The organism is Ruegeria sp. G12 (assembly GCF_056533565.1).
The window spans coordinates 185,904-207,786 of record NZ_JBQFOO010000004.1; the positions used below are offsets into that span (position 1 = coordinate 185,904).

Annotated in this window: 18 protein-coding genes, 1 tRNA gene and 1 pseudogene; 5 read left to right on the forward strand and 15 right to left on the reverse strand. The window is 54.9% G+C overall.

The features are described from left to right. Positions 1–32 precede the first annotated feature (32 nt). On the reverse strand, positions 33–368 hold the full coding sequence (locus ACR0JN_RS11440; protein WP_353392142.1) for a helix-turn-helix domain-containing protein: 336 nt from the start codon (positions 366–368) through the stop codon (positions 33–35). 1,009 nt (positions 369–1,377) lie between these two features. Between ACR0JN_RS11440 and ACR0JN_RS11445 the strand changes: the two genes are divergently transcribed. After that, a tRNA-Ile gene (locus ACR0JN_RS11445) sits at positions 1,378–1,454 on the forward strand. Between the two features lie 151 nt (positions 1,455–1,605). Here ACR0JN_RS11445 and ileS read toward each other — a convergent pair. From ileS to ACR0JN_RS11470, 5 genes are all read right to left on the reverse strand, one after another. After that, a complete protein-coding gene (gene ileS, locus ACR0JN_RS11450; protein WP_480885709.1) occupies positions 1,606–4,767 on the reverse strand; it encodes an isoleucine--tRNA ligase in 3,162 nt (1,053 codons plus the stop codon). A gap of 127 nt (positions 4,768–4,894) precedes the next feature. Then, a complete protein-coding gene (locus ACR0JN_RS11455; protein WP_480885711.1) occupies positions 4,895–5,452 on the reverse strand; it encodes a hypothetical protein in 558 nt (185 codons plus the stop codon). An 81-nt stretch (positions 5,453–5,533) separates the two neighbouring features. Beyond that, positions 5,534–6,751 (reverse strand): radical SAM protein, encoded by a 1,218-nt coding sequence (locus ACR0JN_RS11460; RefSeq protein ID WP_480885713.1) that lies wholly within the window; start codon positions 6,749–6,751, stop codon positions 5,534–5,536. Beyond that, the gene (locus ACR0JN_RS11465) at positions 6,727–7,809 is read right to left on the reverse strand and encodes a glycosyltransferase family 4 protein (protein WP_480885715.1); all 1,083 of its coding nucleotides are present in this window, start codon (positions 7,807–7,809) and stop codon (positions 6,727–6,729) included. Before ACR0JN_RS11465 ends, ACR0JN_RS11460 begins: the two co-directional genes overlap by 25 nt. A gap of 66 nt (positions 7,810–7,875) precedes the next feature. Further along, complete coding sequence (locus ACR0JN_RS11470; protein WP_480885716.1) at positions 7,876–8,928, reverse strand: radical SAM/SPASM domain-containing protein; 1,053 nt, start codon at positions 8,926–8,928, stop codon at positions 7,876–7,878. Positions 8,929–9,066: 138 nt separating this feature from the next. Between ACR0JN_RS11470 and ACR0JN_RS11475 the strand changes: the two genes are divergently transcribed. Next, positions 9,067–9,768, forward strand: a complete 702-nt coding sequence (locus ACR0JN_RS11475; RefSeq protein ID WP_480885717.1) for a hypothetical protein — start codon at positions 9,067–9,069, stop codon at positions 9,766–9,768. A gap of 127 nt (positions 9,769–9,895) precedes the next feature. Here ACR0JN_RS11475 and ACR0JN_RS11480 read toward each other — a convergent pair whose 3' ends face one another. The 9 genes and pseudogenes from ACR0JN_RS11480 to ACR0JN_RS11520 form a co-directional block, all read right to left on the reverse strand. Then, positions 9,896–10,780 (reverse strand): phytanoyl-CoA dioxygenase family protein, encoded by an 885-nt coding sequence (locus tag ACR0JN_RS11480; protein WP_480885719.1) that lies wholly within the window; start codon positions 10,778–10,780, stop codon positions 9,896–9,898. 78 nt (positions 10,781–10,858) lie between these two features. Beyond that, positions 10,859–11,363: pseudogene (locus ACR0JN_RS11485) on the reverse strand (IS3 family transposase); the annotation flags it as partial. Between the two features lie 302 nt (positions 11,364–11,665). Next, on the reverse strand, positions 11,666–12,289 hold the full coding sequence (locus tag ACR0JN_RS11490; protein WP_480885721.1) for a mobile mystery protein B: 624 nt from the start codon (positions 12,287–12,289) through the stop codon (positions 11,666–11,668). Further along, the gene (locus tag ACR0JN_RS11495) at positions 12,286–12,747 is read right to left on the reverse strand and encodes a helix-turn-helix domain-containing protein (protein WP_480885722.1); all 462 of its coding nucleotides are present in this window, start codon (positions 12,745–12,747) and stop codon (positions 12,286–12,288) included. Before ACR0JN_RS11495 ends, ACR0JN_RS11490 begins: the two co-directional genes overlap by 4 nt. Positions 12,748–12,938: 191 nt before the next feature. After that, a complete protein-coding gene (locus ACR0JN_RS11500; protein ID WP_480885724.1) occupies positions 12,939–13,265 on the reverse strand; it encodes a hypothetical protein in 327 nt (108 codons plus the stop codon). Next, positions 13,249–14,811 carry a relaxase family protein gene (locus ACR0JN_RS11505; protein ID WP_480885726.1) on the reverse strand — a complete coding sequence of 521 codons (1,563 nt, stop codon included), beginning with the start codon at positions 14,809–14,811 and terminating at the stop codon, positions 13,249–13,251. The genes ACR0JN_RS11500 and ACR0JN_RS11505 overlap by 17 nt, the downstream gene beginning before the upstream one ends. Next, positions 14,805–15,233 carry a plasmid mobilization protein gene (locus ACR0JN_RS11510; protein ID WP_480885727.1) on the reverse strand — a complete coding sequence of 143 codons (429 nt, stop codon included), beginning with the start codon at positions 15,231–15,233 and terminating at the stop codon, positions 14,805–14,807. The genes ACR0JN_RS11505 and ACR0JN_RS11510 overlap by 7 nt, the downstream gene beginning before the upstream one ends. Positions 15,234–15,252: 19 nt before the next feature. Beyond that, a complete protein-coding gene (locus tag ACR0JN_RS11515) occupies positions 15,253–16,029 on the reverse strand; it encodes a helix-turn-helix domain-containing protein (protein ID WP_480885729.1) in 777 nt (258 codons plus the stop codon). Beyond that, positions 16,022–16,222 (reverse strand): hypothetical protein, encoded by a 201-nt coding sequence (locus ACR0JN_RS11520; protein ID WP_480885730.1) that lies wholly within the window; start codon positions 16,220–16,222, stop codon positions 16,022–16,024. Before ACR0JN_RS11520 ends, ACR0JN_RS11515 begins: the two co-directional genes overlap by 8 nt. A 224-nt stretch (positions 16,223–16,446) precedes the next feature. Here ACR0JN_RS11520 and ACR0JN_RS11525 point away from each other — a divergent pair, with 224 nt between their 5' ends. The 3 genes from ACR0JN_RS11525 to ACR0JN_RS11535 all read left to right on the forward strand — a co-directional run bounded on the left by ACR0JN_RS11525 (position 16,447) and on the right by ACR0JN_RS11535 (position 21,774). Beyond that, positions 16,447–17,718, forward strand: a complete 1,272-nt coding sequence (locus ACR0JN_RS11525; RefSeq protein WP_480885732.1) for a tyrosine-type recombinase/integrase — start codon at positions 16,447–16,449, stop codon at positions 17,716–17,718. Positions 17,719–18,154: 436 nt separating this feature from the next. After that, a complete protein-coding gene (locus ACR0JN_RS11530; RefSeq protein WP_480885733.1) occupies positions 18,155–21,109 on the forward strand; it encodes a hypothetical protein in 2,955 nt (984 codons plus the stop codon). Positions 21,110–21,144: 35 nt separating this feature from the next. Then, the gene (locus tag ACR0JN_RS11535; protein ID WP_480885734.1) at positions 21,145–21,774 is read left to right on the forward strand and encodes a hypothetical protein; all 630 of its coding nucleotides are present in this window, start codon (positions 21,145–21,147) and stop codon (positions 21,772–21,774) included. Positions 21,775–21,883 lie beyond the last annotated feature (109 nt).

The following is a 21,883-nucleotide window of genomic DNA, read 5'->3' on the forward strand; positions in this document are numbered from 1 at the left end:
GTGAACGTGTTAGGTCGTAGCGTTCATGTGACTTACGAGTTCGTCGTCTTGGCAATGTCGAACTCCGCAGGCTTTAGCTTTTCGAGGAGATCAAGCGCTTTTCGAGCTACGATCAGTCGTCCCCGCCGAACCGGGACTTCGCTTTCGATCTCTTCGGCAAAAAACATGAGTTGAGATTTTCTCACTCCCAACACTTCGCTGTACCGGTTCAAAGTTTCGATAGTGACCGCCTTTGAACCACGTTCAATTTCCGACACCATGGCCTGCGACATGCCAAGCATCTCGGCCAATTCAACTTGAGAATAGCCCCAATAGAGACGAGCAAGCGTTAGAGCCTCATTGATCATTGGTTTCTTTGTCTCAGGCATGAGACAGCCCTTGGGCTGTGAAAGGGTCACCGCCGCCAACCCGCAATACCTCCGAGATCATTCCCAGAAGTCCCAGTCCATGCTCACCAAGCGAGCAATTGTGACCAGAGCGGTCCAAATGAACCGCCACTTTGAAGGTTTCTTGCGATGCCGCCGCTGGTGCTGAACGTCTTTCTTTCGCATGTCTTTTACTCCTCGATTCCGGCCCAAAATGGCCCCCGTAGGAATGAGGAAGCAGATCAGCGGCGTTTGACCCTTTACATGCCGCACCCAACCCCGGATGGGTGCGGCGCGCGGCCAGCCCCCGTGCCGAGACGCAGGCGAGAGACGAAGGCACTAAGCCTTCACAGGGCCTCTGGCCCCAGGACTCGTCGGGTTCTGCATACGAAAGGTTCATCACGCCAATCAATATAGAGTCGCCGGGCGCGATACGCAAGTACGATATTGCCCATAGCGATAATTAATCTCTAAATATAGTAGGCTAACTTCATATCTCGACAAAATTTGGGCTCAAGTCGCATAAGTCCTTGTATGTTGTCCTGAGCAGGCCAGTATAAAAAGCTGACCTTCGTGCTCGGCGCAGCATCCGGTAAAGCGGGCTCGGTCGGTGAATCCGCCGCGCGATGCACGAATTTGAGCCACCGGAAATCGCTACCGTCCGCGTAAGCCTCAGCGAACGGGTAAGGCGCGGAAATAGGTCGAATTCGCTGCGTTTGCGCAGGAGGCTGCGTTGTGCGCTTGCCGGACCTTCACTTTGGATTGCACCTGAGTTGCGCGCCTCCGGTGGCTACGACCCTAAACCAGCGAGAAAGTCTGTCCACTCATCCAGAGAGCAAGCGCGACTGGACGATCACCATCGCATCAAGCTCAAGATCCTACTTCGTCAAGCAACTCTTCAAGAGCCTCTGTTTCGAAAAGATCTAAACTTTCCAAAAAAATCCTCTTCGAAGATAGCTAAGTTCTTATTACGTAGACGGCAAGCAACTCTGATGCTAAGACGCGTCCTTGGGGGCTGGTAGCTCAGGTGGTTAGAGCGCACGCCTGATAAGCGTGAGGTCGGAGGTTCAAGTCCTCCCCAGCCCACCATCAATAGTCGCTTTTCGATACGATTTAACTGACAGTCTCCGTCTGGCTTGCCTATTACTAAAGGACCGTGATCAACTGAATTGTGTTTCGCTTAGATCGGCTCATTGAGCACCATTTTCACGTAGGGTATGAAGCAGAACAGGCAAAAAATCTACCTTTGCATTCGGACGATAATTTTCTCTCCCGCCACCTCTCCCATTACCTGGACTCCATCATCCATATTGGTCACCCATTCAGTCACCAAAGTCTCTTTTGCAATCAGATCCTTGTGCTCCGAAACGGCATCTTCTATTATCTGACTGTCTAACTCGATATAAAGAGAAATTCGGTCTGACACTTCAAATCCTTTTTCTTTTCGGGCATTCTGAATAAACCGAATAACGTCCCGCGCCAACCCTTCGCGCTCCTGATCTTTATCGACAGAAACATCTAACAAAACCGTACCGCCGCTTGCGAAAGATTCGGACGCGCTTTCGGACTCGGTCGCCAGTTGAAGCGAAAAATCTTCGCCCGACAAATATTCGTCAGCCACAATCGCGCTTCCATCGTCATTCAGAACGAACGACCCTTCACGCGCCGCCGCCAAAATGCTCTTCATCTTTTTCCCGACCCGTTTCCCAATCTTTGGGTTGATTTTGATCTGCAAGTTTCCATGCTTTGCGAGGTCCGTGGAAAAGATCACTTGGCGGACATTGATTTCTTCGGCAATCAATTCGGCGAAGGGACGAAGGAGTTCGGCCTCCTTGTGGACGATCGTCAATGTTTTCAATGGCAAACGCACCCGTAGACGGAACCGTTCTCGCACTGTCAAGCTTGACGAACACGCTTGGCGAACAAGGTCCATTGCCGTGACCAAATTGTCATCGCGCGGAAACTCGTTTTTCTCGGGCCAATCAACGAGGTGCACCGAACGTTCGCCAGTGAGCGACCTATAGATTTTCTCGGTGACAATTGGCAGGAGCGGCGCCATGATGCGGCAAACCTTTGTGAGCACCGTGTAAAGTGTATCAAACGCCGCCTCACGAGAGGTTTCGTCGCTCTCCCCCCAGAAACGCGGGCGGGATCGGCGAATATACCAATTGGTAAGCGCATCAAAATAAGCAGTACCTTCGCGACAGGCCAAAGGAATATCATACGCCTCAAGGGCTGCCGAAATTGATCTTGAAAGCTCTCCGGTCTTAGAAAGGATATATTGGTCAAGGGCGTGCTTTGACTCGCCTATAATCCTTGGCTGTCGGTCTTCCAGATTGGCATAAAGCGCAAAAAAGTTATAAGCGTTCATCAAAGGGGCAATCGCATCTCTTTGCACGGTTGCGATTTCACGCCCTTCCTTTGGCACCACCAGATCGCCACCCGTCAGAACCGGTGACGACAGAAGGAACCATCGCATAACGTCTGACCCGTACTGATCAAAAAACTCCATCGGGTCGGGATAATTGCGCAGCCGCTTTGACAGCTTGACGCGGTTTTCGCCAAGCACGACACCGTGACAAATGGCATTTTTGAACGGCGGTCGGTCAAACAGCATCGTGCCAAGAACCATCAGAGTGTAAAACCAACCACGTGTCTGCGCCACATATTCGACAATAAAGTCTGCCGGGAAATTCTGGTCCAGCCATGTTTCCCCTTCGAACGGGTAATGCGCGCTGGCAAATGGCATCGAACCGGAGTCGAACCAAACGTCGAAGACGTCCTCGACCCGGCGCATCATTGATTGACCAGTGGGATCGTCCGGATTTGGCCGAACAAGTTCGTCAATATAGGGCCTGTGCAGGTCCTTGACCTCGACACCGAAGGCCTCCTCCAGTTCTTTGATAGACCCGTAGACCTCCGTGCGCGGATAGGCCGGGTCGTCACTGACCCAGATCGGCAGCGGTGTTCCCCAGAACCGCGAGCGCGAAATGTTCCAATCCTGCGCGCCGGCCAGCCAATTGCCAAAGATACCCTTTTTGACGTGCCCCGGAACCCAATTGATCTCTTCATTGAGTTCGACCATCCGGTCGCGGAAGTCAGATACGCGCAGATACCATGAATCCACCGCCTTGTAGATCAACGGCTCGTCGGTCCGCCAGCAATGCGGGTAGTTGTGGTCGTACGAATCGTGGCGGAAGAGTTTCCCTTCTTCCTTCAAACGACTGATAATCGGCTTGTTGGCTTCAAAGACGAGCATTCCCACGTAATCCTCGACCTCGGCTGTAAATAGCCCTGCGGCATCGACAGGCACAACAACCTCAATCCCAGCTCTTCGACATGCCTCAAGGTCATCCGCGCCAAAACCCGGTGCCATGTGGACCACACCCGTACCGTCGTCGTCGGTGACAAACTCCTCAACCAGAATCTGAAAGGCATTCGGGTGGTCAAGAAAATATGGAAACGCCGGCGTGTAGCGCAGGCCTGCAAGTTCGGCCCCCTGGACCGTTCCGATTTGGGTCGCACCTTCAATTTCTTTTTTATAGCGGCTCAACGCGTTCACGGACAGAATGAAGCGCCGGCCGTCCTTCTCCATGATCGTATAGGAGATGTTGGCATTGACCGCCGCCGCCAGGTTGGACGGCAGAGTCCAGGGCGTAGTCGTCCAGATCAGGAGACTTGCGCCGCGAAGATGCTCGGGGCCGGTATTGATCTCGAGCCCAACGGTCACCGCTGGGTCTGTCCGGTTGCGGTAGGAATCGTCAAGACGCGTTTCAAAATTCGACAGCGACGACTCCACAGCCCAGGAATACGGCACAACGCGATAGTCTTTGTACACCAGACCGCGGTCCCAGAGCTGCTTGAAAGCCCAGATGCCGCTTTCCATGAACGTGACGTCAAGCGTCTTATAATCATTATCAAAATCGACCCAGCGCGCCTGTCTGGTGACATAATCCTCCCACTCACCAGCATATTTCATGACGCCAGCGCGCGCAGCATCATTGAACTTGTCGATGCCCATCTCGAGAATCGCTTTGCGTCCCGAGATCCCAAGGTCTTTTTCAGCGGACAGTTCCGCAGGAAGTCCGTGTGTATCCCAACCGAACCGACGCTCAACACGCTTGCCGCGCATCGTTTGAAAGCGCGGGATCACGTCCTTTGCGTATCCAGTGAGCAGATGCCCGTAGTGCGGCAGACCATTGGCAAACGGAGGTCCGTCGTAGAAGACGAACTGATTGTCTTCTGGTCGACCCACGATCGACGCCTGGAATGTCCTGTCTTCCTTCCAAAAATCAAGAATTTCTGCATCGATAACAGGAATTTCTTTGATGCCTGGAATCTCAGGGAATCGGTAGCCCTCAACGGCTGTGGGCGACTGAGAACTGGTTTTTTCTTTTGTCATCTTCGTTCTTTAACTGCTGGGGGAACGTCTAACGCAATAGGGTATACGCGCCGAAATGCCAAGCTCTCCCAATGGCTATTTTCTCAACAACAGTTGAGCCTGTTTGCAAGAACGGGATTTAAGTTCCTCAGTAGTACACCGCCCTCACAGAAACGCCGTCCCGCTGAGAACCAGCAAGCTTGGCGGCCAACTCAAAATAAGTCGAAGCCTGGTCTAAACGAACCGTGATCAAGTGGGGTGGATTGGGTCCAAGCAGTTCAACGGCGTCCAGAACGTGCACGCCTTTTTCGCCGCCTTCGCGAAGCATTTCCAAGCCAACGCTAAGAGGGCCATCCATAAGACAGAAGTTAAGCAACCCGTCGTCGTCACCACTCGGATCAGCAAACACAACTCGACCAAGTTCTGTCTTGCTTGACAGCAAGTAAGGCATAGCATCGATTGTAAGTACAAACTCGTTCAACGACTGGCGTACGTCGGCATCGAGTCCCACTTGCACCAAAAAGCAAGCGTCATCTTCGCCCCCAAGCACGCGCCGGATACGCGCTTGTGGCAAGGCTTCGTTAAGATATTTTGATGCAATTTGCTTAACATCGTTCCCCCCCACGCTTCCGGAATTAGATCTGCGATCAAAACGAACAAACGAGACAGCTGAAAAATCGCCTTCCGTCCATTTCATCAACGACATTTTCTACACTCCCTTTTTCATATTTTTGAAATTCGACCAGCGGGTAACAGCAATAATCCCAAGAACCCGCCGCAAGTAAAATCAATGACCAACCCCGGATTTCGGTATGTAACCCCAACGTTCAAGATTCAGTTGCATTTCGTCAAGGTCTTCTTGACTTGGCCATTCTACAAACCGCTCCGGCGCGTTGACAAAGGCCCTCTTGGAAGCACAATTCTCGCAGATTTTCGCTGTGCCCTCGCCACCGCCACTGGATGTAGCTGCGCGCCTTGCGCTTTCATAGTTTCGACCGACCCAGATCTCATCAAGGTTCTCACTGCGGACATTGCCAAAATCTTCTCCGCTTCGCCAACTAGTCCAACAAGGTGCCACACCGCCATCGGCATGCACTGCCATTTTTCCCCAGAGCCAGCGACACCCTTGTCGTTCCCAATCATTCCTACGTGAACCATCTGCGTCATACTCACTGAATTCGTGGTCACCATCCAGAAGATGCTCAGTGGACGCGAAGTAATTTTCTTCATCTCCCGCGCTAATTCGTTCGGCCATAATCCCGCGTGCTCCTCCGCACCGAAAAATATCGACTCCGATCTGCTCAGCGAGCGACCGTGCTTTGCTCACCTCATGCACATTGTAACGAAAGCAAAGAAACTGCCATTCGACAATCGGAAATGCTGCGTCTCGACGGCGCTTGGCACCAACGAGCGCCTTCAAATTTTCGATTACGCAGTTTAGATCACCACCTACGCGGTAGCGTTCGTACGTTGCTTGGCTGGCTCCATCAATTGAGACAACGAGGCTGTGCAATCCGCTATCTATGAGCGCATCGGGATCCAATGGGCGCGGCAAGCTAAGATGTGATGATGTACGTGTCAGGAGATTATGGACGCGTGCCATCCGAACAATTTCATAGAAGGATGGGTTTAGGAGTGGTTCACCCCAATTGAATAACTCGACCCGGATTGGCAGCTGATCGAAAGCTGAGAATGCCTCTTTAGCAAGGTTGATATCAAGGGTTGTACGTTTACGCCCCTTCGGATCAGTCGCTTGAACGCAGAGTGGGCAGGCCAAGTTGCAAATATCGCTAGCATCAACTACGAGATGATAAGGCGCATGTTCGACTTGCATTGGACGGTTCTTTTCGGCATCAAATGCGCGCGAGAGGTTTTCCAAACGTCGTGCAGCAAGCGCTTGGTCGTCCTGAACCGTCAAGACCAAAGCAGCATGGTAGGGAAAACGGTCGAGCATTTGTCCCACAGTGCATCCGATGTCACTCAGATAGTGCGTTTGCCAAGCCATCCGACTGCTCCACATTGATTCATTTCTTCAATGCATATGCAGAATTGTTCCGCTGCACTTTTCCAGCTAAACGCCGCCGCGCGATCACTTGCTGCTTGCCCCTTTTCGCGCCGCAGATCTGGACAAGTCACTGCCTCAATCAGTGCGGCTCGGAAAAGCGATTGGTCTGGGCCTCGCATCCATGCGGCGTCATCCCGCGGGAAGCTGTCCGGCAAAAATTCAGCTGCCGGAGTTTGCTCGCCTGGCGAGACCGGCCACCCACACGTACTATCGAAGAAGTCCCTCGGTCCCGACCAATCCGTGGCAATGGAAGATAGACCGCAAGCCATGGATTCCAATATGCCCATGCCAAATCCTTCCCCATAGTGCGGAAAACATGCGACGTCCTGCATGCGCATAAGATCGGCAAGGGCGCGTTCATCGAGGAATTCTCGAACATGCGTCACCGAAACACCAGACTCTCTCAAAGCCTCTAAGAGCATGCCCAACGAAGCCTCTCCATCCGGTCGCTTAGGCCAGGTTTCTGTCTTCACAGTCAGCAAAATTTGAGTTCTGAGTGCCGCGGGTAGTTCCAAGATAGTGCCTACCAAAAGCTCAAGCCCCTTGCGGCGGCTTGGCGTGCCAAAAAACAACGTCCGAATGAGACCAGATTTACTCAAATCATCGTGAGCACTATTCACTGCTTTGTGGAAAACACGAGTGTCAACTCCGTGTGGGACAATGCACACACGTTCCCTAGGAAGGCCTGAACCAACGAGGCCCGCGCGACAAAACTCAGACGGGACGATCACAAAGTCCAGTGCGGTTTGGGCCATCGTGACCCATTCCTTCGGCCAGTGTGCCGCCTCAAAAACCATAAGGCCGCTGACCATGCGAGACTGACTGTAATGCTTGAAACGCTCTGGCCGCGTAATCAGGAGGTCGCAATCTGCTTGTGTCGAGTTTTGGGTGAGCGCCCGTAACACAGCAGGTTCGAGTGGCAGCCCCGGCTCGGCAATTCCGTCATCATCTTCTACGAGGCATACCTGAACACCAATCTCGTCAAGCGCGACAGTCATGGAGCGAGCCACCTTTGCCCAAGAAGCACGAGAACGAACGGCCGAGACTATCCGAACCCTCATTTTCTAATCCGCATCTGCGAGATTACCCTGCTTGTCGGAAAATGGCGTGAACCGCTCACCTCGCAGATTGAACATCCCTGCCCAACTACTTGTCGGCGACCGCTGGATCATTGTACACGACCGGCAAAGATCACTCTCTCCTTGTCGCCGCTCGCGATGCATTCGGCGCATGTTTTGCATCGGTTCTCCATTCCAAATCTCCATCACCGATTGGTAATTCAGATCCCCTATCTCTGTTGTTCTGTTCAGGTCTAGGCAACAGGCGAAGACCTTGCCATCCCAAGAGATAGCCATCTTCTTCCAAAGATTTGTGCAGGATTGATAACGACCCTCATCAAACGGTTCGATATCGTAGCTTTCTGTCAGGTTTTCTGCGTGATCCCCGGGCCAATAGTCAGCCCAGCTAGCACGAAAGACGTCCGGCTCCGCCTCTTTGAACCGCTTAACTAAGGTTTCCGGAACCTCAAACGTCGCTGCTTCGTCAAAATAGCGGATATTCTTGACTACCGTCTTTATCGTTCGCCCATTCCCATTTGATGAGCGCGCTTTTTTGATGAAATAGCTCGAATTTTCTACGGCCTTGTCCAAGTCCCCGCGCCGACGCATACTTTCATAACTGGCTGGGTCTCCCTCACCGTCTATGCAGAAAACAATCTCGTTGAGGCCACTTTCGATCAATGCATCTGCTTTCTCTTGGCTCAAGATCACAGCATTCGTATCCATGAAAACATAGCAACCCGCATCTGAAAATACCCTGATAACTTCAGCAAGATCGCGGTGTAACGCGCTTTCTCCTCCCAAGTTCATTGCCACCATCGGCTGCCAAACTCCGACTTCTTTTGCCAGCCGATGAGCTAAGTCTAAAGACAGGAAGCCCCTAGCGACGTTCGGGTCATGCACATGCTGGGACACCGGACAAAAGGGGCAGCGAAGGTTACAATGGTTGGTTGGCTCAACATTTATGACAAGTGGTGGGTTGGAGACGCGCAGGGAACCAAGCCGGTAGTGCCTCCAAAATCGTGCCTTATTGACGAAATCTCTCGCCGCTTTGATCATCCAAGCTTCCATTCTTAAAATGCCTCACACCATCGTAGACAAGCAACCTTCGCGCGACCATACTCATTTTAGCGATACGTTATCCAAATGGGATCGCTTTATTGAACCAGCAGGAATATTTTTGAAATGGAGACAAACATGGCAAATATCGAATGGCATATGTCGTGCGAAGTGAACGGCGAAGAGTTCCAGTTTGAAGGCCAGGGTCACGGCGATGCGGCGACAGGGACCGTGAAAATGGAATACGAGGCCAGCCGGTTCCCCAAGGGCTTCGACCCTATTTCTTGTCCTATGATTTGCAATGCACCTGCAACCATGCCTTTCGCTCGTGCTGAACATGAAAGCCAAAGACTTCTTGAGATTGCGAAAGGACAGTTTTCCGTTGAGCCAGCTCGTTCAGGGTCAATTTACAACGCACAGGGCGAACAGATTCTTGGGCTTAGCGTATCGTCTGTCGTAAAGGAAAAAAACGGCGGAATTGTTATCGGCAATCAGATGAAGGGTTTTAGTCTGCTACCAGAAATCGCATCAAACATCACCCCTGTCGAAGAGTACATTGTGCCGAATGGTCCTGGCAGAGCTTTGTCCGCAATCCGCTTCCGACTGCAGGCCAAAACCGGCGAGATGCTCACTGGCATGACTACGGTGCCCTATGTTTGGCAAGGTGTTGAAAACCTATCGGCGCCACTTACTCGGACATACGAGCTAATCGACGTGCGATGGGATGGAAAAGTCAATGTGAAAAGCACGATTCGTAGCGCAATAGCACCGCTCTTCGCACAGCCCGCAATTGAAAACTCCCGGCCCGCAAAAGCTTCGGGATATATAGGGATAAACTGACGGCCAATTTGGTTTGGAATCCATCCAATCAACGCCGACGCCGGCCCGAACAATTTGATCTTTCGGGTCGGCTGAGGACTCAAGTACTGTACTTTGGATAGAATTGGCCAGAAGCTCGGAAAGTTGTTCAACCTGAGCCGCGCATTATTGTGTCTTGGTCAGGAGCGGGGTGATGTTGGCATCCTGGACGGTACGCCCAACCTCCTAGATCACCTAGCAGGCGCCGCTGGCGTTCGTTGCTGCATGCTTCAAGTGTCTCAACTCTCTGCTGCACGTAGTCGTAAGGCCGGACGAAATCCTGACAGAAACCAATTATTATAGACTTTCGCGCAGAGACTGCGGTGTTTTTGCTCGCACCATGCCACAGGCTGTGCGGAAAAATCACAGCGTCCCCTGCTTTAGCACGAACTTGCACACGTCCCTCTATTGTGCGGCCCTGGACAAAGCCGCTAACTTGGTTTCCCGAAGGATTGTCATCTTCCTCCGGAAATGGAGTGAAATGAGTCCCGGGAACATAGGTAAAGTTCCCACAATTGTCTTCGATTAAGTCAGTGAGGAAGTATTGAACTGAAGCCATTAATGGCGGAAAGCGCGGATCAACAAAGCATTTTCCAAGAGTACCCGAATCTGTATGGATGTAGGCAGGTTCCGTCACTCCAGCGGGAACTACAATGATTTCTGACCGGAATACATGAATGTTACTGCCCATGAGTTCCAAAATCATTGAAAACACTGGCTCCAAGTCGATCATTTCGATAAACCCTGGCTCCAGCGCGACTATATTCCATTTTTTGAACGTCTGCGTTTCAGGAGGTGACGCTAGAAGGCGCGTCCACAGTTCAGGCATAGTTGTCGCTGTCTCTTCCCCAATCGAAAAGTTGTTCAGTTCTTTATTTAAGAACCTGTCATACAAGCCGTCTACCAACCGGAGGCTACGGTTTACTGCCCTAGTGCTAAGCGCTCCTGGAACATGCACAATACCCTTCCTATCCCAGTCTTCCTTCCACTGCATCAACAAGCCCCGTGCTAAGACCGCTCTAAGTCCATACTAGCAATCGCATTTGTGGTTGACGACCCAGATTCTTCATTTTGCGACGATCCAGTCTCTCACTGCCTGCGCGATGAAGTCCGGGCTGTTGTAAGACCGAATGAAGCCCGCCTCGCCGCGCGAGATAAACAGGTCGCTCAACGCATCTTTGACGTTGTTCGAGTTTAGCTTCCGATCGTCCTTTATCGCCAGGCACTCCCGTCTCCACAGCCGCTCGACACGGCCATCGCTGACCTGCCAACCCGCATGCCGCAGCAGGACTGTGATCGGCCGGTAGCCATAGCGGCCAGATTTCCGGGCCAGTTCGATCATGTCCGCCGCCCGACACTCTTCACTGAACGCCCGTTTGGCTGCCGCCGCTGTGTGGAACAATGCTGGCTGAACCCGCGGCAAACACGTCGTTCCGATACATAAAGCTGACCGCGCATCATATTGATGCAGGCTCGACGGCGGGGCAGGCTCAGAAATTCCCCCTAGCAGCTTCCGTAAGTACGAACTCGTCCAGCGTCAGGTCCGACACCGCCTTCCTGAGCCGCTCGTCCTCCTTCTAACGCAAAGTCCGCCGTCGTACCAAACAGAACCACTCAAATACCGAATGCCACAAACCGAACAGATCGCGAAATTTTTCGCGATAACGCGAATACAACATGAACACACATTGCACACGCCCGCCCGCAACCAACTGAAACACGTTCAAAATCGTTACCATCCATCACGGGACAAACTCACCTGTCGCTTTGAACGGCAGCTCAGCTGGGCTTCGCAGCCATCGGTGCACGCTGTAGCATTCGGTAGTTTGGGCTCCGCAACTGACTTTCTCTGCGCAAACCATGAATGGCCGTTCCGGCGCTAGCGTACTATATCGCCCCCAGCCTTAAGCGCCCCCACAAACTCAATCAATGGCTCAAAATCAAACCCATCAGCAGCCCGTAGTGCCGCGATGTAACGTGTGCGGTGATCACCGTCCGCAGTCAGTGTCCCACTGCCTGACCAGTCGAGGAATATGTCCGGATCAATCGTGGTTAGGTAGGCATCCGCCATGATCCGAGCCCAGCGTCCGTTACCGTTGGCGAAGGGGTGAACCCATACCAGTTTGTGGTGCAAGCGTGCGCTGGCTTCCAGCGGCTCGTAGGTGCCGTTGTCGCGCCAGTATCTGGCGTCGTCGAAGCATGTGTGCATCTCGGTCGAGATGTGCCAGACCGGCACGCCGATGTTCTTCTCGGTCAAGCGATAGACGCCTGCCCAATCCCAGACTTGGCCGAACAATCGCTTGTGGACCTCTCGTGCGGCATCGTCGGTCAGGACGTCAAATGATTTGGGCCTCCGATCTAGCCAGGTAAGCCCTTCGATAATGTTTTCACCCTCCAGCTCATTCAGCTCGCCGCGCGTGGTGATATGCTTGGCCTTAAGGCCAAGCAACTCGTCCGGTGTCAGTGGTGTTGCGCCGGTGGGTTCGTGCAGTTCCAAGGTCACTTCCAGAAATCCCTCGGCATCTCACGTGCGATTTCCTTCGCAAGCTCTTCAATCATCTCTTCCTGGCTGCGCAGGCCTTCGATCTGCTCTTCCAAGGCCATGTGCGCGCGGGTGCGTTGTATGATGCGTTTGGCCTTCTTGCGAGCCTGAGCCATGACGATCTCCTCGACCGCTCCTTTGCGCGGAATGATCGCGTAGACCAGTTTACCGCCCATCGCCTCAGCCATCTTGTCCAGCTGGTTAAGGGAGATTGTTCCAGCTTTTTCCTTCTGGATAGAGCTGTAAACGCTGTTCCTGGATACGCTTAGCCGTTCGGCTAGCGTTGGTGCGCTCATGCCAATGGCTTCCTGGAAGGTTGCGATCCAACCTCCAAGGGGCTTGGCGAAGGCCTGAGCCACTTGACTAGCCTGATTTATCTTGCCTTCGGCTTGCCGCTGTTTTGCGTTTGAAACGGACATCTGCCAACCTATAGTTTTGCATATTTGTGCTTATTGTAATGCTTTGGTATGTTACTCTCGCACGATTTGCAATACTACAATATAACAAAAATCTGATTTTGCCATGCCATAATATTGCAGAATTACCAAAAATTTTCGTAATCGGAAACACTCAAACTCATTGATGTGCTGGGAAGGCCGAGCAGAAATCACTAAGTTTCCTCGAGGAGAAATTGCTGTCCAACGGCAATTTCCTTCGCATTGATACCCAACTCCTTGATCGGATAACCTTTATCGCCCCACCAACGGATATTTCGCATGTAGCCATTTCCAGCAACGTCCACAAACAAGCAGCGGATGTTCTGGTAGTCGCCCCAGACACCCGCTACGGCAATAAGCGGAACCTTTTCTGGAAGGCAGGCCACCTTTTCAAAACCGCGATAGTCGATGCCGTATTCGCGGGCTTGATGGTAGCTCATGGTGAAGTGGTCGTGTGCAAAATTCACTGGTTTCCCTTCCTCGCTAAAGTTCCAGACCATGGCTGTGGCCTCGTTCGATCTGCGATTCGTTCAGCTCTGCTTCAGCTTCTCTTCGGCGGCCTTCACTAAGCTCAAGCTCTCGTTCAACTTCGTGTCCAGCGAGTTGTAAGTGGCCTCTTCGTTCAGCAAGCCACGCAACGCCCTCATTGACGCGATCTGCGAGCGTATGAGCAACGTCGTGCAGGCCGCGATACCATCCAATTGGACTTGCAGCCTCTTCGTCGAGCGTGCCTCTAATCCGCTCAATTCTTTGGCTGAGGTTTCGCAGGCCGTCACCAACCGCTCGACGCAGGCGAGCAAGTCGCGTTCCAAGGCTGTCAGGGGCGTTGTCATTCATCTCTCCTCGATCTTGATGCAAATGACCGGCGTCCCAGCCATCGTGCAGGTCTTCAGCTCGGTCTGGTCGGGGTCCAGCGTCAGCCAGGTCTGTTCCCCCTGGTCGATCCGCGTCAGGCCCAGTTCCCTCAGCTCCGAACGTGTCAGCAGAACCATCCAAAACCAGCTCGCGGCCATCATCGAGGCGATCCCCGTCACGATCAGCCCTGAGATCACCAAAGGAGAGATCGTCAACCAGCGCCTGATCTGCCCGGTCCGTGTCTCGAACAAGCTCCTGCTCTCGTTCAGGAAGTGGCGCGTATCGCTCTCGATGGTACGCCGCGCGTCGTTCACAATGGCTGTCAAATCGGTTCTGAAGCTCTCCAGCTGGGATGCCATCGAGGCGGCGTAGTCTTGGCGTATCGTGTCCAGCTCCGCGTTCAGTTTCTCGCTCAGCCGGGTCGGCTTGCCAGTCTTCATGAAAAATCTCTCCTTTCAGGCGCCAGCGTTCGCCGGACTCGGGGTCTTGGGCGGTCAGGTAGGATTTGCCCGCACGATGTAGGTCGAAGCCCGCGTCGGTGAGCGCCTCGATCATGCTTGCACGATCCTCGATCAGACCCATGGAAATCTGATCGAGGATCCACGCATGCAGTTCGTCGCGGCCTTGGGCGCGGTTCGGAGCTTCGATGGTGTCACGCACCTCTTGGACGCGCTCCAGTTCCATCGGATCGGCCCAGCCGCGGCGTTGGTTCATCAGGTCGCGCAGGCTGTCATAGGCGTCTTGGTAGCCTGGCGGAGCGATATTCAGGCTACGCCCGGTGGTCAGCTCCAGGCGCGGGGTGCAGAAATGCAGCTCAACGCGGTTCTCGTGGCTGTGGCGGACCCAGAGCATGTCATATTGCTCACCGTCCAACCCGGCGAAGGCCAGCTGCTCGAAGGCGTCCATGACCTCGGCCTGCTGCGCCTCGCTGGGGGCGTCCTCGGCTGCAAAGCTGATCACGCCCGCACGGTAAGTCCAATGGTGGGGGCTGGCGTCGATCAGCGCCTCGGTGCGGCTTGGGTCACCGCGCAGCACCTCGGGCAAGGGATCGCGCACCACGGTCAGGGGGTGGCCATCGGCATCGCGGATCAGGTCGCGATTGCCATCATAGGCCAGCACGCGCTCGGCCACGAGGTAGCCGACCGGTCCCGCGCCGGCGCCCTTGCCGTTGGGGAAGAACTTGATCAGCACTGCCGCGTCTCTTCGAGGAGCTGAGCAATTTGGCGTTCGATCACCAGCAGGCGGCGCGCGACGGTCAGGCTGTCGAGGTCGGTGCGACCCACCAGCATGGCGCGGTTCAGCCATCTCGCAATCTGGTTGAGGTTGCCACCGATGCGCCCGACCGCCAGCACCAGGGCCGGATCGACGCGCGGCACGGGCTTGCGGCGGCGCGCCTCAGTCAGGCCAAGCGCCTCGCGCAGGAGCGTCGCGGCGGGCAGGCCAGCAGCCTCGGCCTTGGAGCGCAGATCGGCCTTCTCGGTCGCCGTGCAACGGAAGACGAAGGTCTCCGTCAGCGGCTCCTTTGCGCGGGCTTTTCCCGCGCCGGTGGGGTTCGAAGGGGAGGCTTGCCGCCCCTCGCAAGGTCCCGTGTCATCCGCGCCAGCGTATGACATGGGTCGCCTTGCTGTTTGCTCAGACCGCATGACAGTGCTCCGCGTTTTCTGACGTCTCGCGGATCAAATCTCTGAGCAATTGGAGCTGGTCCTGCCACTCAGCGCTGCCCAACGGGGCCGGTGTTCTCGCTGGAAGCCAGAAGCCCAGATGATGTTCATGCGGTGACAGGGGAAGGCTGCGTTCCAGCGTGGTCATACCTTCCCTGGCCAGCCTCTCGTTCCAGTCCCGGACAAAGCAGATGCCCCTCGGGACGAAGACCAGGTGCTGGCCATCCGGGGCCCGTTTTGAGCGTGTTCCGCCGGATTGCCCTTCATCGGGCAAATCCGGCGCGGACGCGCGCCCTCGTTCTATTCTAAATTCTTGTTCTCTGTTCGGGGGGCGATCCTGTCCCCCTTTCCCGGACAGGTCTGTCCCGCTTTGTGGATAGGATTGTCCCCCTTTGGTGCGGCTAGGCGGGACAACCTTGTCCCCCTCCCGGCGGCGATCCGTGGCTCGTTTCAGAGCCGCTTCGGTCGGGCGATAACGGGACGCGTTCCCCTTGTTGGTCCCGCGCTCGATGGTCATGTAGCCCGCCGCCTCGACTTTGTTCAGCGCTCGCTTGACCGACTTGGCGTGCTTGCCGATTGCCGCGCCGATGGTCTCGAAAGACGGGCGGCTCTCGCCGGTCTCATGATCGGCATGTGCCAGTGCCAGATAGAGCGCCACGCGCAGGGCGTTGTCGTCCAGTTCGTGGTCGGTGACCATCTCCAGCAGGTATTGCAGCTTGATCTTGCAGAAGGGCAGAAGCTCAGACATCGGCCCCTCCCGCGATTGCGATCACGCCCGCGATCTGGTATCCACTCTGTGCAAACTTTTCGATTTGGCCGTTGACGCGGGTGCCAGCCCAGTCAGCGGCCTTTCGGTTTCTGAGGAGGCTGGACTCACCGAAACCCGCCTCAAAAGCCGCATAATCCGGATCAAATCCGGACCGACCCTTAATAAGGGTCATGACAAAACCGACTAAGTATCTGGATTCATTGGTCGGAGTGAGAGGATTCGAACCTCCGACCCCTGCCTCCCGAAGACAGTGCTCTAGGGTGACAATGGGTGCCAGGAAATGTCAGAAGGATCGACAACTAATTGTTTTACTTGACATTATAGAGACACCCGGGTCACTCAGGGGACATGGTGTGTCACGTTTGGTGCTGCCCCGGTGCTGCCCGAGAGAGAAGTATGAAATCCGAAAAGAGAAAGCTGACTGACGCCTTCGTACGTTCTATCTGCCCTGACAAAACTCGCTCAGAGTATGTTGTTTGGGATACTGACGTAACGGGTTTCGGGCTCCGGGTACGTGGCAAAAGCGTGTCCTATGTGGTCGTCTACCGCCCTTTAGGGAAGGGACGCGCTGCTAACGCGAAACGGTTCAAGATCGGCTCTCCTGGTTCTATTGCCAATGTTAAAGAAGCCCGGCGAATGGCCTTGGCGGTGTTGGGTCAGGTCGCGTCCGGGGTCGATCCGAATGCGGAGCGGGCGGAAGAGAAGCGACGTACTCGCTCAACTGTGAAAGAGATGTTGGATAGGTATGACCAGCACTTGGAGCGTAGGGGCTACGTGACTCGCACCGATGTCATCAGCCTGCTTCAACGTAGGCTGCGCCCTATGCTTGGCCGTGAGATATCGGAAATCAAAGCATGGGAATATGCTGAGATTATCGAGCGGTTAGACAAGAAAAGCGGCGGCACGGCCGGAGGCACATTTCGAACACGCTGCTCAACATTTTTGAACTGGTGTACCTTCGATGCGCGGGTCTTGGAGGTCAATCCATTGGCGGGGTATCGACGTCGCCGCGATACTCGGTCAGAGCGTGTCAAGAAATCCGAGATGGGCAGAGCCCTGAGTGACGACGAGATTTGCGCGATTTGGAGATCAGCTGACCCGAAAACCTCGTTTGGACGGCTGGTGAGATTTCTGATTTTGACCGGATGTCGCCGAAACGAAGGAGCCAGACTTGTTTGGAAAATGGTGGATTTGGGTGCAAGCCGGATCGAGTTGCCAGCTACCTTCACGAAACAGGCAAGAGGCCACACTGTCTACGTTTCGGACGAGCTCGAAAAACTACTTGCCCCGTTAAAAGGTGAAAAGCTCGTTTCGGACTTTGTTTTCCCATCGCCTCGCACCAATGGTCCAATGTCCGGCTGGAGCAAGATCATGGATCCGGGAGACAAGAGAACCGCGGGAGGAACAAAGCCGGGCACTCCGGGGTTTGTCAAAACCTGCGGCGTCCAGTTCACTTTTCACGATTTGCGGCGGACGTTCCGAACAGGGTTGTCCCGCCTATATGTTGAAACTGAGATTGCGGAACTGGCGTTGGGCCATGCCCGTTCAGATTTGGAAGCACGATACAACAGAGACGATTGCGAAGCTGGTTTAAGAAGTGCCTATCAAATTTGGGGAGAACACATTGCTAGTGTCTGCCATGAGAATTCAACAAATGCAGCTAGTTAGGTTCTAATACTGCCATACAAGTGACATACATAAACACTTGTTTTTGAACAATAAAAATTCATCACCGCTTGACCTTTTCCTGCACACGCTGTACCCATTTTGAGACATAACCTTGCCCCGCCGCAATGTAACGGGCGAAACGGTGTATCGGATGGGATGCGGTAGCGAGGTCTTACCTGAAACGAGCGCACTAAGTGCGACCGAAGAGGAAAGACCGCATGCTTGATTGCCATTCGTCCCACGAAGTTCTTGACCTACAATCCTTGCCGAACTCCGCGTTCTTAACGCGCGCTCAACTGGCGCCAATTTTGGGGTTCTCGCAGCGAACTCTTAAAAGATGGCCGGTCGAAGGACGCGGTCCGCGTATCACTTATCTAGAGAACCGCCCTCGTTATCGCGTCTCTGATGTCCTCGATTGGATTGAGGGAGATGCATAATGGCCGATCCAAATTGGATGGAATCTCCAATCGTGGAGCCAAAGCAGCCGCGCGGCGGACCGTGGGAGAAGTACAAGCGACAAAGCGAACAAGCCGGAAAAGAGAACTGGCGAGATGCGCCCAGAATTACCTTTGACGACCTTATTCCTGGCGATCAAAACACACCCCATGCGCATTCAGGTATGTTCGATGATCTTGTTACGTCGGGAGTCCGGAAGGACGACGACTCTTTGCTTGCCGCGATATTCGAAGGCGCGGAGACCGGCTTGAATGCGCTCGGGTATTGGTCAGAGGCTGGCGCAAAGATGGGCGCTGATGTTTTGGGCGCTCCAGTGGACCTTATCAACGTATCCCCGACGTTGTTGAATTTGTTACCCGGCGAGCAGGGTATGAAGCCGTTCTCCGACAACCCTGTCGGCGGCTCTGAACATCTCTGGAGTCTCCTATCGAAGCCGCGAGATGCTGCGCAGCACGTGATGGGCGTTCCGGTTGGTGATGACACACCTGAGAACGTCGTTGAACGGGTGGGTGGCCGTATAGCTGGCGAGTTAGTCGCCGCTTCAATCCCCGGCGCGGCACTATTGAGCAAAGCTCAAACGATCGGTACAGCGGGTGCTCGTGCCATGCAGACTTCTCCTGTTCGCGGTGAACGGATGCTTGGTTCACTACTCGAGTCTGCGAAAGTGAATCCGGGTCGGTTTGCGCGCAAAGAGGCGCTTTACGCAGCCGGTGCAGGAACCGGCGCGGGCTTGGCGCGCGAGATAGTCTCAGACGGCGATCCGAATACGACTACGACACCCGAAGCAATCGCCGATTTGGCCGGCTCGTTTGCCGGTGTCGGCGCGACTGCAAGCGCAGATGCCTTGAGACGAACCGCCCAAGACATCGCGACGTCAGTTAGTGGCCAAGGCGGTTCGACAGTTGTTCGTGACGCCGCTACAGGCGAACTCGCTCGCGCCTCTAGGGCACTAATTGCACCATCCGGTGCGCCTGATACAGAAGGGCTGGCAAATGCCCTTCAAAGCAGCTCAACCGCACCGCAACGTATTCCTGGCTATCAGGACACTACCGCCGACGTTCTGCAGAACCCCGGCGTTGCTTCGCTCGAATATAGCCGCCAAAGCGGAAGCGGTGCGGGCAAATACGCTCAACGTCGCGGCGACAATACGCGGGCAGTGAACGACGCTATCGAAGCCCAAGCCCCCTCTTCCACGCCCGGTACGTTTCGCGAGCGTCTTTCGGCCAAGCGTGATGACGCTCTGCTCGAAGCCGAGACAAAACAGTACCTCGCACAGACTGAGTTCGAAAAAGCGGCGGACAACCTCGCCGCGGTGCAGTCGGGCGAAGCTCGCGGTCAGACAGTCCGCGCCGCATTGGACGATGCGCTCGCAAAGGCGAAAGAGGCTGAACGCGCGGCATGGGCGGGCATCGACGGCAACATTGATCCCGCAGGCCTCGACAACGCGTTCGACGAAATAACTAACGGATTGACGCTGGCTGAGCGCCAAGTCGTGGCAGGAGAGGATTCCATCCTGTCAATCCCGCGCCAACTAGTCGGCGATGAGGATGCTGCGCTCGTCGCTCAGATCACCGGCGAAGGCGTGAGACTGTCGGAGGTCACAACGCTTCGCAGCACCTTGACCGACAAGGTCAGGACAGCGCGTTCCGCCGGCGACCACAACAAGGCCCGGGTTCTGGATCAGTATGTCGGCGCGATCGACGGCTTTCTCGATCAGGCCGCACCGGATGTGGTCGAGCAGATGGAGACGGCACGTGCCGTTACGCGCGATCTCAACGATCGGTTCACCCGGCCGACGACACCGATTGCACAGACGCTCGATCGTAACCAAGGTCAGCCGCGCGTTCCTGACAGCGAGGTTACGGGCAAGTTCGTGCGTCCTGACGAGGGCCAGGCATCGAATATCGACGCTCTGCTCAAAGAGACGGGCAACGCCGCTGACGTGCGCGCTGCGCTCGAGGATCAGATCAGGGCCGGTGCTCAGAAGTACCTCGACAAACCGGATCAGCTCGAAGCGTATCTGGACCAACACAAGGCCGTGTTCGGCAAATTCCCCGAACTGCGTGACGAGTTTGGCACCGCCGCCGCGTTGAAGCGGACCGCAAATGACGCCGCTGTCGCGAACCGCCAGACACAGCGTGATCTTGGCACTGACACAAAACCCGGTCGTAACACCGTTGGCCGCTACTTGAAGTTCGGTGATGAGCGGGCCGTCGACGCGATGGCCGGCGTTGTGAACGCTCCAGACCCGGCCAAGGCAGCCGACGAACTGTTGCAATTCGCTGGTCGCGAACCCCAGGCGATCGAGGGCGCGAAATCTGCTTTCTGGAAGCTGATGGAACGGGATGCGAAGTCAAGCGGCTTCACGACCCGTGTGCCAGGCGGTGAGCAAGCCTGGCGCCCGCAATCACTCTACAACTTCCTGCAAGACCCGAAAAAGCGCGCAGTCATGGAGCGCCTCTATTCGGATGATCCGGAACAAATGGGCCGTATTGACGAGATAGCCACCGTCCTGCGGGACGTCGATCTGAGGGTCACGGCAAAAGCGCCGAACTCATCCGGAACGCCACAAGCGATCAGGGGCAACGACGTATTGCCGTCCACCGAAACGATCGGCGCGTACTCATTCGCCTATCAGCGTGGTCAGGTCGGTCTGCCGTTTATCGGCTTGCGGCTCATTTCAACAATGGCGCGGCGGGCAACCCTTAAAGGCCGGAGCGCGGAATTCGAGGAACTGCTCGACAAGGCATTACTGGAACCGGAAGTCGCCGAAATGCTTCTGCGCGAGCACAACCCGGCCAACGTGGCAGCAATGAACCGTTCCGCGAAACTCTGGCTCGGCAACCGAGCACCAGCGATCGCTGAGTTGCTTTCCGATGATGAGAGCGAGCCATCCGAAGACGACTCCCTGCTCGATCACATCTTCGCTGATTGAGCACTGACCAAAACCAAAGAACAGGAAAGACGACCATGAGCCATTTGGATATATCACCTATGGAGTACCCCGTTATCGGCGGGTCTACTCTGTCTGAAATTGTGGACCGGTTCGAGCTTGGCCCCGACACCGAGGAAACTCGCTCCGAATGGTGGAATACCTTTGCGACGCTCATTCTCGACAACGAGCGCGAAAAAGCAGGCGCCGTATCAATCAGCGATCTGGGGCCCTTTCACAGCATCGGGTTTAACGCGCTTGTCGCATACACTGGCGAATGTCTACGCATGGCATGGGAAAGCCAGAATCCGAAGCGGAAGCGCAAACGCGGAATAGACATCACATTGTGCCTAATCGTGATGTTTTTGGTTTTGGAAGAGAAAGAGCTTGGCCCCGAGCTAAGCGACAACCGCGTTTTCACAAACGTCTCGCTTCTTCTGGGCCCGGGTATCGAGCCGGATACAATCAGACGCGCGTACAAGCGCGGCGCGCGCGTCTTCTCTTCCTTAGTTCAGCGCAGGGACGATGCCGCGCTCACCGGCATATTGGGATTGCGCGAAACGTTCTTTGAGGAGTTTTGGAACGAGCACAAATCGTCAGAGAAATACGAGAAAAATCGCGCTTTTTGTCAAAAGTCCACGCGCCGAAAAAGCTTGTGGGAAGACTGACAGGAGATTCGAATGACAGAGGTTAGAAGCGCAATTGTTCCTTGGCAGCAGTGTGAATACGTCACTCCGAGAAACGCAGCCCGCATCCTTGGATTGCGCCCCGGCGCGC